The 16,432-nt window shown below is 71.1% G+C and carries 14 protein-coding genes; 5 read left to right on the top strand and 9 right to left on the bottom strand.

All coding sequences use genetic code 11. The features are described 5' to 3' along the window. Positions 1-15 precede the first annotated feature (15 nt). Positions 16-1,764, bottom strand: a complete 1,749-nt coding sequence (locus tag ACLQ28_RS12065; RefSeq protein ID WP_425686322.1) for a hypothetical protein — start codon at positions 1,762-1,764, stop codon at positions 16-18. Positions 1,765-1,814: 50 nt separating this feature from the next. Then, positions 1,815-3,269 carry a GTPase HflX gene (gene hflX / locus ACLQ28_RS12060; protein WP_425686321.1) on the bottom strand — a complete coding sequence of 485 codons (1,455 nt, stop codon included), beginning with the start codon at positions 3,267-3,269 and terminating at the stop codon, positions 1,815-1,817. Positions 3,270-3,452: 183 nt separating this feature from the next. Between hflX and ACLQ28_RS12055 the strand changes: the two genes are divergently transcribed. After that, positions 3,453-4,919, top strand: a complete 1,467-nt coding sequence (locus ACLQ28_RS12055) for an NAD-dependent malic enzyme (protein ID WP_425686320.1) — start codon at positions 3,453-3,455, stop codon at positions 4,917-4,919. A gap of 193 nt (positions 4,920-5,112) precedes the next feature. On the opposite strand, the gene dapF is transcribed toward ACLQ28_RS12055, so the two are convergent. From dapF to ACLQ28_RS12040, 3 genes are read right to left on the bottom strand one after another with little or no spacing between them, the layout of a single operon-like run. Next, positions 5,113-5,964 carry a diaminopimelate epimerase gene (dapF, locus tag ACLQ28_RS12050; RefSeq protein WP_425686319.1) on the bottom strand — a complete coding sequence of 284 codons (852 nt, stop codon included), beginning with the start codon at positions 5,962-5,964 and terminating at the stop codon, positions 5,113-5,115. A 7-nt stretch (positions 5,965-5,971) separates the two neighbouring features. Continuing rightward, positions 5,972-6,907, bottom strand: a complete 936-nt coding sequence (miaA, locus tag ACLQ28_RS12045) for a tRNA (adenosine(37)-N6)-dimethylallyltransferase MiaA (protein ID WP_425686551.1) — start codon at positions 6,905-6,907, stop codon at positions 5,972-5,974. After that, the gene (locus tag ACLQ28_RS12040) at positions 6,892-7,608 is read right to left on the bottom strand and encodes a class III extradiol dioxygenase subunit B-like domain-containing protein (RefSeq protein WP_425686318.1); all 717 of its coding nucleotides are present in this window, start codon (positions 7,606-7,608) and stop codon (positions 6,892-6,894) included. Before ACLQ28_RS12040 ends, miaA begins: the two co-directional genes overlap by 16 nt. 201 nt (positions 7,609-7,809) lie before the next feature. Between ACLQ28_RS12040 and ACLQ28_RS12035 the strand changes: the two genes are divergently transcribed. Further along, positions 7,810-9,018: a DUF349 domain-containing protein gene (locus tag ACLQ28_RS12035; RefSeq protein WP_425686317.1), complete on the top strand. Its 1,209-nt coding sequence runs from the start codon at positions 7,810-7,812 to the stop codon at positions 9,016-9,018. A 663-nt stretch (positions 9,019-9,681) separates the two neighbouring features. Continuing rightward, positions 9,682-11,280 carry a cellulase family glycosylhydrolase gene (locus tag ACLQ28_RS12030; RefSeq protein WP_425686316.1) on the top strand — a complete coding sequence of 533 codons (1,599 nt, stop codon included), beginning with the start codon at positions 9,682-9,684 and terminating at the stop codon, positions 11,278-11,280. Positions 11,281-11,497: 217 nt separating this feature from the next. On the opposite strand, the gene ACLQ28_RS12025 is transcribed toward ACLQ28_RS12030, so the two are convergent. Next, positions 11,498-11,821 (bottom strand): hypothetical protein, encoded by a 324-nt coding sequence (locus ACLQ28_RS12025; RefSeq protein ID WP_425686315.1) that lies wholly within the window; start codon positions 11,819-11,821, stop codon positions 11,498-11,500. Here ACLQ28_RS12025 and ACLQ28_RS12020 point away from each other — a divergent pair. Next, positions 11,793-12,518 (top strand): pectate lyase family protein, encoded by a 726-nt coding sequence (locus ACLQ28_RS12020; RefSeq protein WP_425686314.1) that lies wholly within the window; start codon positions 11,793-11,795, stop codon positions 12,516-12,518. The genes ACLQ28_RS12025 and ACLQ28_RS12020 overlap by 29 nt on opposite strands. A 51-nt stretch (positions 12,519-12,569) precedes the next feature. Here ACLQ28_RS12020 and miaB read toward each other — a convergent pair whose 3' ends face one another. Beyond that, complete coding sequence (miaB, locus tag ACLQ28_RS12015) at positions 12,570-14,063, bottom strand: tRNA (N6-isopentenyl adenosine(37)-C2)-methylthiotransferase MiaB (RefSeq protein ID WP_425686313.1); 1,494 nt, start codon at positions 14,061-14,063, stop codon at positions 12,570-12,572. Between the two features lie 346 nt (positions 14,064-14,409). Here miaB and ACLQ28_RS12010 point away from each other — a divergent pair, with 346 nt between their 5' ends. Next, a complete protein-coding gene (locus ACLQ28_RS12010; protein WP_425686312.1) occupies positions 14,410-14,661 on the top strand; it encodes a DUF2277 family protein in 252 nt (83 codons plus the stop codon). A 57-nt stretch (positions 14,662-14,718) separates the two neighbouring features. Here ACLQ28_RS12010 and ACLQ28_RS12005 read toward each other — a convergent pair whose 3' ends face one another. Then, complete coding sequence (locus tag ACLQ28_RS12005) at positions 14,719-15,198, bottom strand: hypothetical protein (RefSeq protein WP_425686311.1); 480 nt, start codon at positions 15,196-15,198, stop codon at positions 14,719-14,721. A gap of 233 nt (positions 15,199-15,431) precedes the next feature. Beyond that, positions 15,432-16,421 carry a selenide, water dikinase SelD gene (gene selD / locus ACLQ28_RS12000; protein WP_425686310.1) on the bottom strand — a complete coding sequence of 330 codons (990 nt, stop codon included), beginning with the start codon at positions 16,419-16,421 and terminating at the stop codon, positions 15,432-15,434. Between the last annotated feature and the right edge of the window lie 11 nt (positions 16,422-16,432).

Genomic DNA, 16,432 nt, shown 5'->3' with positions numbered 1-16,432 from the left:
CGCCCCCAACGCCCGTCAGTAGCGGTCGCCCCGGTGGCCGCGACCGCCCGGGTACTGCCCGTACGGGTCGATGGGCGCGTCGTCGTCACGCCGACGGCCGGGCCGCTGGCCCCGGTAGTCGGGCTCCTGCTCACCGCGCCGAGGCGGCTCCGCACGACCGGGGCCGGGCTGACCGCCGTCACCGCCGTACACGCCGCCGCCAGGACGACCGCCGGTGCCCTGCGGACGACCGCCGCCACCGACCGGGGGACGACCGCCACCACCGGCTGGAGGACGACCGGCGCCACCACCCTGAGGACGACCACCACCCTGAGGGCGACCACCACCACCCTGAGGGCGACCGCCACCACCGGCTGGAGGACGTCCGCCGCCGTACACGCCGCCACCGGGACCGCCGCCTGACTGTGGCGCACCGTAGCCACCGTCGGCGACTGCCGGCCGGCCGCCGCCGTACACGGCACCACCCGCCGGGGCCGGGCCACCGCGACCCGCGCCAGCGCCGTAGGTCGCGCTGCCCGCCGGGGCGCCGCCACCGTAGACACCACCCTTACGGTCACCAGGTGCCGGGGAATCGTCGAAGGCACGGCCTGCGCGCGGGCCGAACGGCTCGCCATCCGGGTTGGACGTCTCGGCCGCATCGGCGGCCGGCGGCCGGCGACGCGCCCGGACGATGCCGATGACGCCGGCGCCGACCAGCAGCAGGCCGAGCACCCCGACCGCGCCGACCAGGTACATGATCTCGTCGAGGCCCAGCCCGGAGGTCCAGGACTTCGAGGCGGCCGGCTTGGCGGCACCGGCCGGAGCCACTGGCACCGCGGTCGAGCTGGACGGCGTATAGCTGAGGATGTCGAGGGACTCGTCATCGGTCAACTGGCCCGCGTCGGAGACGGTGAGGAACGTCTTGCCGTCCGAGGAGTAGCTGATGGCCTCGCCGAACGGGTCGGCCAGTGCCGTCACCCGGGGCTTGCCGGTGGTGAGCGCGCCGACGATGTCACCGCCGCTCACGTCGAACTCGAAAGCATCCGCGTAGGTGCGCAGAACCACCCGGGAACCGTCCGGCGAACGGGACGCGCCGGTGATGGCGATCCGCCCGAACGTGTTGAGCGGGTTCTCCGTCTGCGTCTTCGGCAGCGCGATCTCGCCGACCTTACGCATCGGTACCGGATCGGTGTCGCCGTTCTTCAGAGCCGCCGTCGGGGTGTAGATCTCGGCTTTGCCGCTCGTCACCTTCGTGATGATCAGCGGCTTGCCGTCGTCGCCAATGAGCAACGCCTCGGCGTCGTGCGGTTTGGCCTCAGGGTAGGAGAGCCGGTGCAACGTCGGCTGCTTCGCACCGGTGACCGGCATCGACCAGAGCGCGACGCGCGTGCGGCGCTCCTTCGCGGTGGTGGCGTTACCGGTGTCCGCGATCCAGAGGGTGGCGCCATCCTTGGAGAGGGCCAGATCCTCGGTGTCGGTCGGGCCCTGCCCCGGGTACTTGACCGGATCCTTCGAGATCTTGCATTTGCTGTCGAGGAAGAAGACCCGCTCGCGCGCCGCGACCTCGGTGTCATCGTTGATGACGATGTAGCCACTCTTGGTCGCGACCAGGCCGGCCAGCTCCCGCAGCCGCTCGTCGATGATCGCGCACCGCTTCTGGCCGGCAGCGACGGCGGGGAGCACGGACAACCCGGGGGCGGGAGCCGCGGCGGCGACTCCGGCGAGCGCCACGGTTGCCCCAAACAGGCCGAGGGCAACCGTGACCGAGGAAACAACGCGGCGCATTCGGCCAGTGTCGCATGCCACGCGTTTCCGATGGATGACGCCGTGGTCGCTCAGGATCGGCTGCCAGCCGCCTGACCCTGCCGCTCGACGTCGAACGGTGCCAACTCCGCAGCGAGCTCCGCGCCGACGCGCACGTGCAGCATGGTGCCCTCCGGCAGGTGCGACGTGCTGAGCACCTCGCCTGTGCTGTGCACCCGGGCCACCAGGTCACCGCGGTCGTACGGCAGCACGGCCCGGACCTCCACGGCCGGGCGCGGCAGCCGCTCCTCGATCGCCGCACGCAGCCCGTCGATGCCCCGCCCGGAGTACGCGGACACGAAGATCGCGTCCGGCCAGAGCCGCTTGAGCCGCAGCAGCGTGTCCTCGTCGGCCGCGTCGGTCTTGTTGACCACCAGCAACTCGGGGAGCCGGTCGGCGCTGACCTCGGCGAGCACCGCGTGGACCGCCCGGACCTGCTCCTCCGGATCCGGGTGGGTGCCGTCGACGACGTGCACCACCAGATCCGCCTCCGCGACCTCCTCCAGCGTCGAGCGGAATGCCTCGACGATCTGGTGCGGCAGGTGCCGGACGAAGCCGACCGTGTCGGAGAGGGTGTAGATCCGGCCGTCCGAGGCGGTCGCCTTACGGGTGGTCGGGTCCAACGTGGCGAACAACGCGTTCTCCACAAGCACGCCCGCGCCGGTCAGGCGGTTGAGCAGGCTGGACTTGCCGGCGTTTGTGTAGCCGGCGATGGCGATCGCGGGGACGGCGTTGCGGGAACGGCGGGCGCGCTTGGTCACGCGTACCGTCTTCATGTCCTTGATCTCGCGACGCAGCCGGGAGATGCGGTGGCGAATACGCCGCCGATCGGTCTCCAGCTTGGTCTCACCGGGACCACGGACACCCACACCGCCGCCGGCGCCGCCACCGCGGCCGGAACCACCGGTCTGCCGGGAGAGCGTCTCGCCCCAACCGCGTAGTCGGGGCAGCAGGTATTGGAGCTGAGCCAGCTCGACCTGCGCCTTACCTTCCTTGCTCTTGGCGTGCTGGGCGAAGATGTCGAGGATCAGCGCGGTCCGGTCGACAACCTTGACCTTGGTGCGCTGCTCCAGGTTGCGCAGCTGCGACGGGGACAACTCACCGTCGCAGATGACCGTGTCGGCACCGGTGGCGAGCACCACCGCGCTGAGGTCATCGACCTTGCCTCGGCCAATGTAGGTGGCCGGGTCGGGTCGGGTGCGGCGCTGGATGAGCCCTTCGAGCACCTGCGAGCCGGCGGTCTCGGCCAGCGCGGCAAGCTCGGTCAGCGAATTTTCGGCGTCGGTCACCGTGCCCTCGGTCCAGACACCCACCAGGACGACCCGCTCCAGCCGCAGCTGCCGGTATTCCACCTCGGTGACGTCGGTGAGCTCGGTTGACAGGCCCGGGACGCGTCGGAGGGACTGCCGCTCCGACAGCTCCATCTCGCCGGTGGTGATGTCGTCGAGCTCGTCCTCGACGGGGACGAAGCTCTCCTGGTCTCGCAAGCGGTTCTCCTGTCCGTTTTGATAAGTAGGACGTAATCCTGACATGACACAACGCTGAACGCACCTGCTATATGCCCATGCTCAAGGTGACCAAAAGCGGGGGCGAATGCTGGTGGGCTACGACAACCCGGTAGAAATGCGGGCGGCGGCCGACCGGCCGCACAGCCGTGACGGAGGGATCCCGTGGCCATCACCCGACTGCCGAGCGCCGGATTTTCTATCACCATCCGGATCGCCGTGACCGCGGACGCCTCCTCGATCGGCCGGCTCACCACCTCGGTGGGCGAAGCCGGGGCGATCGTCACGGCGCTGGACGTGGTGGACTCGGACCCGACCCATGTGATCGTCGACCTGACCTGCGACACCGCCGACGCCAGCCACGCCGACCAGGTGGTCGACGCGCTGACCGCACTGGACGGCGTGGACGTGCGAAAGGTGTCGGACCGGACGTTCCTCCTGCACCTCGGCGGCAAGATCGAGGTGACCTCGAAGGTCGCGCTGCGTAACCGCGACGAGCTGTCCCGGGCGTACACCCCGGGGGTGGCCCGGGTCTGCATGGCGATCGCCGAGAACCCGGCGGACGCCCGGCGACTGACCATCAAGCGCAACACCGTCGCGGTGGTCAGCGACGGTTCGGCGGTGCTCGGCCTGGGCAACCTGGGCCCGGCCGCGTCGCTGCCGGTGATGGAGGGCAAGGCGGCGCTGTTCAAGCGCTTCGGCGGGGTGGACGCCTGGCCGGTGGTGCTGGACACCCAGGACACCGACGAGATCGTGCAGATCGTGAAGGCGATCGCGCCGGCGTACGGCGGGATCAACCTGGAGGACATCGCCGCGCCGCGCTGCTTCGAGATCGAGGCCCGGCTGCGCGAGGCGCTGGACATCCCGGTCTTCCACGACGACCAGCACGGCACCGCGATCTGCGTGCTGGCCGCGCTGACCAACGCGCTGCGGGTAGTGGGCAAGCAGCTCGGGGACGTCCGGGTGGTGGTCTCCGGAGCCGGTGCGGCCGGCACCGCGATCATGAAGCTGCTGCTGCGTCAGGGCGTCGGCGACATCATCGCGTACGACCGGCAGGGTGCCCTGCACCGCGGGCTGACCGGGCTCAACTCGGCGTGGCAGTGGCTGGCGGAGAACACCAACAAGGAGAACTACTCGGGTGACCTGCCGGGTGCGATCCGGGGTGCCGACGTGTTCATCGGTGTGAGCGCGCCGAACCTGCTCACCGGCGACGACATCGCCGGGATGGCCAAGGACGCGATCGTCTTCGCGCTCGCCAACCCGGACCCGGAGGTCGACCCGCGGGAGGCGCGCAAGCACGCCGCCGTGGTCGCCACCGGCCGCTCGGACCAGCCGAACCAGATCAACAACGTGCTCGCCTTCCCCGGGGTGTTCCGCGGCATGCTGGACGCGCACGCCGAGGAGTTCACCGAGGAGATGGCGATCGCCGCTGCCCGGGCGATCGCCGACGTCGTCGGCGAAGACAAGATCAACCCGACGGTGATCGTGCCGAGCGTCTTCGACTCCCGGGTCGCCCCGGCGGTCGCCGCCGCCGTCCGCGCCGCCGCGCACAACCCCAGCCCGCTCCCGGCCGCCGACCCCGGCCCGGCAGACCTCCCCGAGATCGCAGCCAACGCCAGCGCGACGCCCTGACGAGTAGTCCGGCCGTGTGACGCCGGGAGCGGGAGAGGCGGCCCCCGGCTGGGTCGTCTCCCCCGCTTTGCTCTGCTTCAACCCAGGCAACGGCGAGTGTCCGATAGTCGGACACCGGGTGTTGCCTGGGGTGAAGCAGAGCAAAGGGGCCGCAACGACCGACGGCAGCCCGAGCGTGCGGATCAGCTCAGCGTCAGACGGCGGCGGGCAGGGTGGGAAGGTTTACCTCGCCTGTGGCTACCAGGACGGCGGGGCCGGACAGCCAGCAGGAGGTCTCGGTGACGGTGACCGTTACGCGACCGCCGAGGACGTCTACGGCGATCACGCCGGTGTCCCGGCCGACGTCGCGCAGGGCCACAGCGCCCACCGCGCAGGCACCGGTGCCGCAGGACAGGGTCTCGGCGCTGCCGCGCTCGTACACCCGCATCAGGGCGTGCCCATCGGCTCCGTCGACCGGGTCACCCGCCACGATGAACTCCACGTTCACCCCCGCCGGGAAGACCGTCGGATCGAAGCCGGGCGCGGTGGCCAGGTCCAGCGCGGACAACTCCACGCCGGGCGGTAGGACGCAGACCAGGTGCGGGTTGCCAACGTCCACGGCGGTGCCGGGCAGGGTCAGCCCGCCGAGGGTGGCGGTGGAGCTGTCGTACAGCCGGGGGCGGCGCATCTCGACGGACACCATGCCGTCCTCGACAAGCGCGCGCACGACGCCGGCCCGGGTGGCCACCGGCAGCGCCGCTCCGGCGGGCGTCGCCAACCCGGTGTCGAGCAGGTAGCGCACGAAGACCCGGGCACCGTTGCCGCACATCTCGGCGAACGAGCCGTCGGCGTTCCAGTAATCCATGAACCACTCGGCCTCGCCGGCCAGCCCGGCGCCCTCCGGATGCTTTGCCGCGCGGACCACCCGCAGTACGCCGTCCGCGCCGATGCCGCGTCGCCGGTCGCAGAGCGCCGCGACCAGCTCCGGGGTCAGGTCGAGCTGACCGTCCGGATCGGGAAGGAGAACGAAGTCGTTGCCGGTGCCGTGGCCCTTGGTGAACTCCACGCCCCCATCATCGCGCAGCAGCCGGCACCAGGCGCAGGGCGGCCCCGATCAGGTCCGGTGCGGCCGAGTCCAGCCAGTGGATCCGCGGGTCGCGCCGGAACCAGGACCGCTGCTTGCGGACGAACCGTCGGGTGGCCCGGACCGTCTCGTCGTGCGCCTGCGACTCGGTCAGCTCACCGGCGAACAGCCGCAGCACCTGCTGGTAGCCGAGCGCCCTGCTCGCCGTCCGCCCGCCGGCCAGCCCACGCCCGACCAACTCGCGGGTCTCCGGCACCAGACCATCGGCCCACATCCGGTCGACCCTCAGCGCGATCCGCTCATCCAGCAGCCCCGTGTCCAGGTCGACGCCAAGCTGCACCGACGGGTAGTACGGCGTGGGCTGCGGCAGAGACGCGGTGAACGGTGCTCCGGTGAGCTCGATCACCTCCAGGGCCCGGACGATCCGCCGCCCGTTGCCGGGAAGGATGCCCTCGGCGGCGACCGGGTCGGCGGCGCGCAGCCGCGCGTACAGCGGTGCCGGGCCGACCTCGGCCAACTCCCGCTCCAGCCGCTCGCGCAGCACCGCATCGGTGCCGGGGAACTCGAAACGCTCCAGCACTGCCCGCACATACAGCCCCGACCCGCCGACCAACAGTGGCACCCGCCCCCGGGACAGGATGTCGTCCACCGCCGCGCGGGCCAGCCGCTGGTACTCCGCGACGCTCGCCGGCTCGGTGACCTCCCAGATGTCCAGCAGGTGGTGCGGCACCCCGTCCCGCTCGGCGGGGGTCAGCTTGGCGGTCCCGATGTCCATGCCCCGGTAGAGCTGCATCGAGTCGGCGTTGACCACCTCCCCGTCGAGGGCGTGCGCCAACGCGATGCTCAGCGCCGACTTACCCGCCGCGGTCGGGCCGACCACCGCGACGACCGTGCCAGGCCCGTCGCTGGTCACACCCGCTCCCAGGACGCCACGAAGTAGGCGACGCCGAAGGGTGCCGAGTCGTGCAGCAGCTCGCCCCGCCACCCGCCGCCAGCCGAACGGGCCGCGCCGGCGAGCACCTGCCAGGGCGCACGGCCGGCGGCCTTCAGCTCCGCCGACACCACCGGGTCGAGGTCGAGCAGGACGTCCAGGTCCGCATCGGCCAGCGCCGCGGCAACCCGCTGGTCGTACGGGCGGGCGCGCGGGTCGTCGTACCCCGGGGCCCTCTCCCCCCGGCAGGCCGACCCGTCCCCGAGAACCAGCACCGCCACCCGGTCACCCGCGGCGTTGACCTCCTCAGCGAGCGCGGCCAGCTCGGCCGGCCCGGCGTCGGCGGCCACCTGCACGGCGGTCACCGGCGCCGGCGTCTCGTGCCGGGCCAGCAACCACGCCCCGATGGTCAGGCTCAACGGCAGCACCGCACCGCGGTCGGGCTGACCGGAGACCAACGGCACGTCCAGGTCGACACCCCAGGGTTGCAGGGAGCCCGTCGCCGGGGTGCCGATCGGGCCGGTCACCGGGCCGGTGCCGAGCAGCAGCACAGTGTCCGGGTCGGCGGCCAGTAACCGGCGTACGGCGGTATCACAGGCCGCCCGAAGATCGTCCAGCTCCGGGGCCGTGGAGCCGGCCACCTCGGGCACGAGCAGGGGCGGATGCGGGCAGACGGCAGCGACGACCAAGGGCACCTATTCACCGTAGCGGGAATCCCCGGAGCGTCTCCGCGCCGATCCGGTCATTCGGCCCCTAGGACACCGTATGGTCACGGTCGGCGATAGGCGCTCGACGCGGACCGGGTCGGACCTGTGACAATGCCGGAAGCAACTTGGCTGCGCCGTGGCGGCGACGGGGGATCCTTCCCTCGACGCCGGGAGAACGAGGATGGGCACATGAGCGACTGGACTGCCTTCGGACGGGTGGACGCGGACGGCACCGTGTACGTCAAGACCACCGAGGGCGAGCGGGTGGTCGGATCCTGGCAGGCGGGGGCACCGGAGGAAGGCCTGGCACACTTCGCACGCCGCTTCGCCGATCTGGTGACCGAGGTGGACCTGACCGAAGCGCGTCTCAAGTCGGGTGCGGCGGATGCCGGGCACTCGCTGAGCACGATCCGGCGGATTCGTACCACGCTGCCCGAGGCCAACGTGGTCGGCGACATCGACGCGCTGGCCGCTCGCCTGGACAAGCTGGCCACCCTCGCCGAGGAGAAGGCCGGCGAAGCTCGCGCGGCCCGGGACGCCGCTCGCGGCGAGGCACTGGCCCGCAAGACCGCGCTGGTCGAAGAGGCCGAGAAGCTCGCGGCCGAGTCCACCGGATGGAAGACCGCCGGGGACCGGCTCAAGGAGATCCTCGACGAGTGGAAGACCGTCCGTGGGGTCGACAAGAAGGCCGACGGTGAGCTGTGGAAGCGGTTCGCCGCCGCCCGGGACGGTTTCACCCGGCGTCGAGGCGCCCACTTCGCCTCCCTGGACTCCCAGCGCAAGCAGGCGCAGACGGCCAAGGAGGAGCTGGTCGCCGAAGCGGAGAAGCTTCAGGAATCCACCGACTGGGCCGCCACCGCCAACCAGCTCAAGGACCTGATGACGCAGTGGAAGGCCGCGCCGCGCGCCTCCAAGGAGGCCGAGCAGAAGCTCTGGGAACGATTCCGGGGCGCGCAGGACGCCTTCTTCAGCCGGCGCAGTGAGGTCTTCTCCGCACGGGACAACGAGCAGCGCGGCAACCTGGAGCGCAAGCAGTCCCTCCTCGCCCAGGCGGAGGCGTTGGACATCGACGCCGACCCGAAGGGCGCCCAGGCCAAGCTGCGGGAGATCCAGGCACAGTGGCACGAGGCCGGTCGGGTGCCCCGCGAGGCAGCCGCCGGGCTGGACCGCCGGCTACGCGTCATCGACGACAAGGTCCGCGAGGTGATGGACTCGGCGTGGCGCCGCACCACCAAGGAGGACAACCCGCTGCTCGCCCAGATGCGGGCGCAGGTTGCGGAAGCCGAGGAACGGCTGGCCCGGGCGCAGAGCGCCGGGGACGCGCGCCGGATCAAGGACGCCGAGCAGGCACTCGCTGCCAAGCGGCAGTTCCTCCAGCTCGCCGAGCAGGCCGGCTGAGCTGACGTCGTCCGGGAGCCCCCGGTCCCCGCGAGGGACCGGGGGCTCCCGCACGTCTGCGCCCCGCCCGCCACACCCCGCACGTCTGCGCCCCGCCCGCCACACCCCGCACGCCCACACCCCGCACGCCTCGCACGCCCACACCCCGCACGCCCGCACCCCGCACGCCCGCACGCCTCGCACGCCCGCACGCCTCGCACGCCCGCACCCCGTGCCGCGCCAAGATCCGCGCAACATCCCTGAAGTTGCTGCCTCAGATGCGCGGGAGGCAGCAGTTTCAGGGATGTTGCGCGGATCTTGCCGGCTTGAGGGGGCAGGGCGGGCGGGGCGGGGCGGGACACGAGGAGGCGGGGGGCGGGGCGGGACACGAGGGGGGCGGGGGCTGCGGGACATGAGGGGGGCGGGGCCAGCCGGACGGCTGGTTGACGCATTGAGAACCGCTGATCAGAATGAGCGGCGGGAGCCAGGTCGGGCACCGGCGCGAGGGCGCTGACGGCGGTACGACGTCGTCGGGGATCGTCGGTGTGCGTTACGCGAGTGACCACGTCCGTGTGACATGGACCGTCGCGCACTGTCCGCGTACCCCTGTGGGGCCGTGACGTGCGGACGGCCGCCTGCCGGCGACGTCATCGGGCGGCGCCGGACCTCCGAAATGGAGCTCGCATGTTCCGTCCCACCGCACTCGGCGGCGCACTGACCGCGCTCGCCACCGTTGCGGCCGGCGTGTTCTTCGCCGCCGCCGTCAGCACCAGCCCGGCCGTGGCCGCTGGCACCGGTACCGGCTATTTGCGCACCAATGGCAACCAGATCGTGGACAGCACTGGCGCCGCGGTCCGGCTGACCGGCATCAACTGGTTCGGCATGGAGACCGACAACAAGACCTTCCACGGGCTGTGGTCGAACAACCCGTGGCGGGGGCAGCTCGACACGATGGCCCGGCTGGGTTACAACACGCTGCGCGTGCCGTACTCGAACGACGCGTTGAAGCCGGGTGCGACCGCCAGCGGGGTCAACGACTTCGTCAACCCGGACCTGGTTGGGCTCTCCCCGTTGCAGATCCTGGACAAGGTGATCGGCTACGCCGGCAGCAAGGGGATGCGAATCATCCTGGACCGGCACCGGCCGACGGCGGCCGGACAGTCGCCGCTGTGGTACACCTCGACGGTCTCCGAGGCGACCTGGATCAACGACTGGAAGATGCTCGCCCAGCGGTACGCGGGCAACCCCACGGTGATCGGTGCCGACCTGCACAACGAGCCGCATGCTGAGGGGACCAACCCGGCGGCTACCGGCGCGTGCTGGGGCTGCGGCGACACCACCCGGGACTGGCGGCTCGCCGCCGAGCGGGCCGGGAACGCCATCCTCGGAGTCCAGCCCAACTGGCTGATCTTCGTCGAGGGGGTGAGCTGCCCCAGCGGCGGCCTCTCCAACGTCTGGGACAACGACCCGAGCAACGACGAGGACTGCGGTTGGTGGGGAGGGAACCTGTCGAAGGCCGGCCAGTTCCCGGTACGGCTGAGCGTGGCCAACCGGTTGGTCTACTCGCCGCACGAGTACGCCACCTCGGTCTACCGGCAGACCTGGTTCGATGCTCCGGACTACCCGGCGAACATGCCGGCCATCTGGGACAAGTACTGGGGTTACCTCTACAAGCAGAACATCGCGCCGATCATGATGGGCGAGTTCGGCAGCACCCTGGCCGACCCGAAGGACCGGGTGTGGCTGGAGAGGTTGATGGCGTACACCGGCACCGGGGTCAGCGGGATGTCCTTCACCTACTGGTCGTGGAACCCCAACTCGGGTGACACCGGGGGCATCGCGCTGGATGACTGGACCAGCATCAACACCACCAAGCAGGCGATCCTCCAGCCGTACCTGATCGCGCCGTCCGGTGGCGGACCGACCGGCGGACCGACCACTGGCGGACCGACCAGCGGGCCGACGACGCCGCCTACCGGTGCCTGCACCGCCAGCTACCGGCAGGTCAACGCCTGGCCCGGCGGCTTCCAGGGCGAGGTGACCGTAAAGAACACCGGGTCGGCTGCGGTGAACCCGTGGTCGGTCACCTGGAGTTGGCCGTCCGGAGTGACGCTGGGCAGTGGCTGGAACGCCACCGTCACCCAGTCCGGCACGACGGTCACCGCCGCCGCCCCGGGGCATGCCCCGTCCCTGCCGGCGGGTGGGTCGATCACCGTCGGCTTCACCGCCAACGGCACCGCCAGTGCGCCAGGAGCGGTGAAGCTCAACGGCGTCAGCTGCTGAGCTGCCGGGACGGCCGGTGCTCACCGCGTCGGCCGTCCCGGCCATTTACATCCAGATTCTTCTATGCTTTCATCAGGAAAGCGCTTGCCTCTACACAGGTGGGCGCGAGCGCGGGAGCCGCTTTCCTTCACGTACCTGCACTGGCGGGCCCGAGGACCACTGGTCCCGGCCGACATTCGCCGCCCACGGGCATGGGCGTCGCGACGGTCCGTCCGCCTCATCGAAAGGAAGCAGCATGCGCACAGGACGGCCCGGCCAGCTTCACCCTGAACAACGTCGCCTGCACCGGTGCCACCACCCCGACCACGCCGCCGCTGCCGAGCACGCCACCGCCCAGCACCCCACCGCCGTCCACGCCGCCCCCGACGAACAACCCGCCGCAGACCGGTCTGGTCGGTTGGGCCACCCAGAACGGCGGCACCACCGGGGGCGGCAACGCCGCGACGACCACCGTCACCAACGCCTCGGCACTGACCAGCGCCCTCAACGCCACCGGCGCCGCGGTGATCCGGGTGTCCGGGACCATCTCCTGCTCGGGCATGCTGCGGGTCCGGTCCAACAAGACCATCCTCGGCAACTCCGGCGCGACCATCGCCGGCTGCGGTCTCAACATCAACGGTGACCGCAACGTCATCATCCGGAACCTGAACTTCCGGGACTGGAACGACGACGCGATCAACGTGCAGGAGTCGGCCACCAACATCTGGATCGACCACAACAGCTTCAGCAACGGGTACGACGGCGCGGTCGACGTCAAGCGCGGCTCGGACTTCGTCACCGTGTCGTGGAACCGGGTCTTCAGCCACGACAAGACCATGCTGCTCGGCCACAGCGACGACAACGCCAGCCAGGACGTCGGTCACCTGCGGGTGAGCTACCACCACAACTGGTTCGACGGCAGCAACCAGCGCAACCCGCGGGTGCGCTTCGGCAACCCGGTGCACGTGTACAACAACTACTACCGCGCCAACGGTGGCTACGGCGTCGCGTCCACCAAGAACGCCGGCGTGCTCGTCGAGGGCAACTACTTCGAGAACGTCGACGACCCGTACCACCGTGGTGAGGGTGACTCCGGGCCCGGCAGCCTGGTCGCCCGCAACAACCACTTCGTCAACTCGCCCACGGGCCAGACCGGCGGCAGCGTGGCCGGCATCCCGTACTCCTACCAGTTGGACACCGCGAGCAACGTCAAGTCCATCGTGACGGCCGGTGCCGGCGCTGGCCGGATCACCGTCTGACCGCAGCGGCCCCTTGTCGTCGCGCGACGACAAGGGGCCCGTCCCTGCTCGTCAGTGGGTGGCGCAGCCGGCAGTGGGCGTCGGCGCGACCGGCGGCGCACCGATCGTCGGCAGACCCAGCAACACCCCGGGGGTACGCGGGGAGCGTCCCGCCTCGGCCGCGTCGCCGGCCCGGGTCCGTCGGTGCGCCACCGGCGCCCCGTCGGCGTTGAGGTGATGCGGCGCGGCGTACGTGATCGTGGTGTGCACGATGTCCCCCGGCCGGATCTGGCCGGCGATCGACTCCACGCCGGGGGCCTCGGTCGCGAAGTGCACCAACCGACCGTCGCGGGCCCGACCGGACATCCGGCCGGTCCGCTCGTCCTTACGGCCCTCGCCGACCGCCACCAGCACCTCGAGGGTCTCCCCCACCAGCCGCTTGTTCTCGGCCCAGGTGATCTCCTCGACGCATGCGACCAGCCGCTCGTAGCGCTCCTGCACAACCTGCTTGGGCAGCTGGCCGTCCATCGTCGCGGCGGGGGTGCCGGGGCGCTTCGAATACTGGAACGTGAAGGCCGAGGAGAACCGGGCCTCACGGACCACGTCCAGGGTGCGCTGGAAGTCGGCCTCGGTCTCGCCGGGGAAGCCGACGATGATGTCGGTGGTGATCGCCGCGTCGGGCATCGCTGCCCGGACCTTCTCGATGATCCCCAGGTAGCGCTCGGAGCGGTAGGACCGGCGCATCGCCCGGAGCACGTCGTCGGAGCCGGACTGCAACGGCATGTGCAGCGAGTGACACACATTCGGTGTCTCGGCCATCGCGGCGATCACGTCGTCGGTGAAGTCCTTCGGGTGCGGGCTGGTGAACCGGACCCGCTCCAACCCGTCGATGTCACCACACGCCCGCAGCAGCTTGCCGAACGCGTAGCGGTCTCCGAACTCCACGCCGTAGGAGTTGACGTTCTGCCCGAGCAGGGTCACCTCCAGCACGCCCTCGTCGACCAGGGCGCGCACCTCGGAGAGAATGTCGCCGGGCCGGCGGTCCTTCTCCTTGCCGCGCAGCGCGGGCACGATGCAGAACGTGCAGGTGTTGTTGCAGCCCACCGAGATCGACACCCACCCGGCGTACGTGGACTCGCGGCGGGTGGGCAGCGTGGAGGGGAAGACGTCGAGGGACTCCAGGATCTCCACCTCGGCGGCGGCGTTGTGCCGGGCCCGCTCCAGCAGCACCGGCAGCGCACCGATGTTGTGGGTGCCGAAGACCACGTCCACCCAGGGCGCCTTGCGAACGATTTCACCCCGGTCCTTCTGGGCCAGGCAGCCACCGACCGCGATCTGCATCCCGGGGTGCTTGTCCTTCACCGGGCGCAGACGACCGAGGTTGCCGTAGAGCCGGTTGTCGGCATTTTCCCGCACCGCGCAGGTGTTGAAGACGACGATGTCCGGGGTGTCGTCGCCAGCGGGTGCACGCTCGTATCCCGCCTGCTCAAGCAGGCCGGAGATGCGCTCGGAATCGTGCACGTTCATCTGGCAGCCGTACGTGACGACGTTGTAGGTCCTAGCCACCCTGTTGGTGCCCCTTCCCCTCGGGCTACCAGGGTAGCGGCCCGCTTGGCGACCCCAACCGACCGGCAGCGACCCGGCGGCCCAGGGCGGGCACCCACGACGGGCAGTACGCCGCACAGCAAGGATGTGTTCTGGGCGATTTCGGGGGCTTGGGCTCGCCGCCGACGATGCGCGGGTGGGGCATGGGCCACAATGAGTCTCCGGGGCGCGGGAGCGCGAGCGGCGGCAACTGCTCGAAAAACTCTGGCCCGCGACCGGGATAGACGAATATCGACCCAGCGTCACCCTCGGTACAGTCGCCGGCATCATGGGTGGCAGCCCAGGTGCCGGCAGAGGAGGAGCGCCCATGTGTCGGAGCATCAAGACGCTGCGTGAACCGTTCACCCCGCAGGTGACCGACGCGGACGTCGAGGCGGCAGCGTTGCAGTACGTCCGGAAGATCTCCGGTTTCCGGGCGCCCGCCGCACACAACGCCGCCGCGTTCGACGCCGCGGTGGTCGCCGTGGCCCAGGCGACGCGCGACCTGCTCGATCAACTGGTGGTGCGGGGCGCCGGATCGGGCACCCCGGACCGGCAGGCCGCCGCCGCGTCCAGCTGATCGCCGGCAGGGCTCGACCCACCAGCGCGGCGCTGGCCGGGCCTGACCCGTGCAGGGTCAGGCCGCGGCGAGCGCCGGGGCGACGGTGTCGGGTGCCCACCGCGAGCGGTGGCACTGCGACCAGCCCCGACAACCCGGGTCGCCCAGGGTGCAGAGCCGCCGCTTGCTGAGCACCTCACCGTCGTCGGTGTCCCGCACGTCGAAGTGCACCGGCCGGACCGTGCCGTCCGGGGCGACGAGCAGGTGCCGGCCCGCGTCGAGCGTGTCGTCGCGCAACAGGCAGTTGCGGCCCAGCAGTCGAGCGAGCGCGGCGATGCTCGCGTGCTCGGGGAGCCGCTCGGGCACCCCGTAGCAATCCACGACCGTCGCGAACTCGCCCGGCGCCTGCCAGACGTCACACACCACGGCGTACGCCGGTAGCCGGGCCGGGTCGGCCACCGCCAGCGGCATCACCACCCGACCAAGCGCCTCGGCCAGCGCCGGGTAGACCTCCACGGGTCGTACCCCGTCGATTCTCCAGTTCCACAGCTCGGTCATTCCGCCTCCTCGCTGCGTTCGTCCCACCGGCCTCCGGATCGGGCCTTACACACGATGGTGGGGGGCATTTGACCCCAGCCGGGGGCAAGTTACCGGTCTGTGACCATTCCGGGCAAAATTTCCCTGAGCAGCGTTGCTCGGAGTAGCGGGAAGGTGACAGTTTATCGGCTATGGTGCGCCAACCGCACCACCGCCGCCGCGTGTCCTCACGTTCGCGCGTGCCCTCCGACCGGTCAGCGCAACACGACCAGGTGCTCGCTGCGGGGCAACAGCTCACCCACCACGGGCGCGCCGGGCACCTCGCCGGCGACCAGCAGGCCACCGGAGGTCTGTGCGTCGGCCAGCAGCAACCGCTCGTCCTCGCCCGCAGCTCCGAAATCGGTCCAGGGCGTGACCCACTGCAGGTTGCGCCGGCTGCCGCCGCTGACGTACCCGTCGCGCAGCGCCTCGGCCGCACCGGCCAGGAACGGCACCCGGGCCGTGTCGATGGCCACCGTGAGCTGGCTCGCCCGGGCCAACTTCGAGGCGTGCCCGAGCAGCCCGAACCCGGTCACGTCAGTGCCGCAGCGGATGCCGGCGGCGACCGCCGCGCGAGCGGCATCGGAGTTGAGGGCGCTCATCGTGGCCACCGCCTCCGGGAAGCTCTCACCGGTGGCCTTGTGCCGGGTGTTCAGCACACCCACACCGAGCGGCTTCGTCAGCGACAACGGCACCCCGGCCCGCCCGGCGTCGAGGGTGATCAACTCTTCCGGTCGGACGGTGCCGGTGACGGCGAGGCCATACTTCGGGCCCTCGTCGTCCACGCTGTGCCCGCCAGCCAGATGACAGCCAGCCTCCCGGGCCACGTCCTGGCCGCCGCGCAGGACCTCACCGGCCAACTCCATCGGGAGCACGTCGCGCGGCCAGCAGAGCAGGTTGAGCGCCACCAGCGGGGTGCCGCCCATCGCGTACACGTCGGACAACGCGTTGGCCGCGGCGATCCGACCCCAGTCGTACGCGTCGTCGACCACCGGCGTGAAGAAGTCGGCGGTGCTGACCAGGCCGGTCCGCTCATCCAGACGCACCACCGCCGCGTCGTCGCCGTGGTCCAACCCGACCAACAACTCCGCGGTGCCGGTGGCCGGGCCGAGACCCGCCACCATGATCTCCAGCTCGCCCGGCGGGATCTTGCAGGCGCAGCCACCGCCGCGGGCGTAACGGGTCAGGCGTACCGGTTCGGTCATCCCCCCATGAT

This window comes from Micromonospora sp. DT201 (assembly GCF_049841575.1).
Taxonomy (GTDB): Bacteria; Actinomycetota; Actinomycetes; order Mycobacteriales; family Micromonosporaceae; genus Micromonospora.
Note: the sequence above shows the minus strand (reverse complement) of the source record. Positions and strands in the feature narration are given on the sequence as shown.

Excerpts from the sequence above, each read along its gene's own strand:
- ACLQ28_RS12065 (WP_425686322.1), bottom strand. The coding sequence starts at position 1,764 with ATGCGCCGCGTTGTTTCCTCGGTCACGGTTGCCCTCGGCCTGTTTGGG.
- ACLQ28_RS12035 (WP_425686317.1), top strand. The coding sequence starts at position 7,810 with ATGAGCGACTGGACTGCCTTCGGACGGGTGGACGCGGACGGCACCGTG.
- ACLQ28_RS12030 (WP_425686316.1), top strand. The coding sequence starts at position 9,682 with ATGTTCCGTCCCACCGCACTCGGCGGCGCACTGACCGCGCTCGCCACC.
- ACLQ28_RS12025 (WP_425686315.1), bottom strand. The coding sequence starts at position 11,821 with ATGCCCGAGCAGGAGATGGTCCCGGACACCCGGATCACCGCGGCGCCG.
- ACLQ28_RS12010 (WP_425686312.1), top strand. The coding sequence starts at position 14,410 with ATGTGTCGGAGCATCAAGACGCTGCGTGAACCGTTCACCCCGCAGGTG.
- ACLQ28_RS12005 (WP_425686311.1), bottom strand. The coding sequence starts at position 15,198 with ATGACCGAGCTGTGGAACTGGAGAATCGACGGGGTACGACCCGTGGAG.
- selD (WP_425686310.1), bottom strand. The coding sequence starts at position 16,421 with ATGACCGAACCGGTACGCCTGACCCGTTACGCCCGCGGCGGTGGCTGC.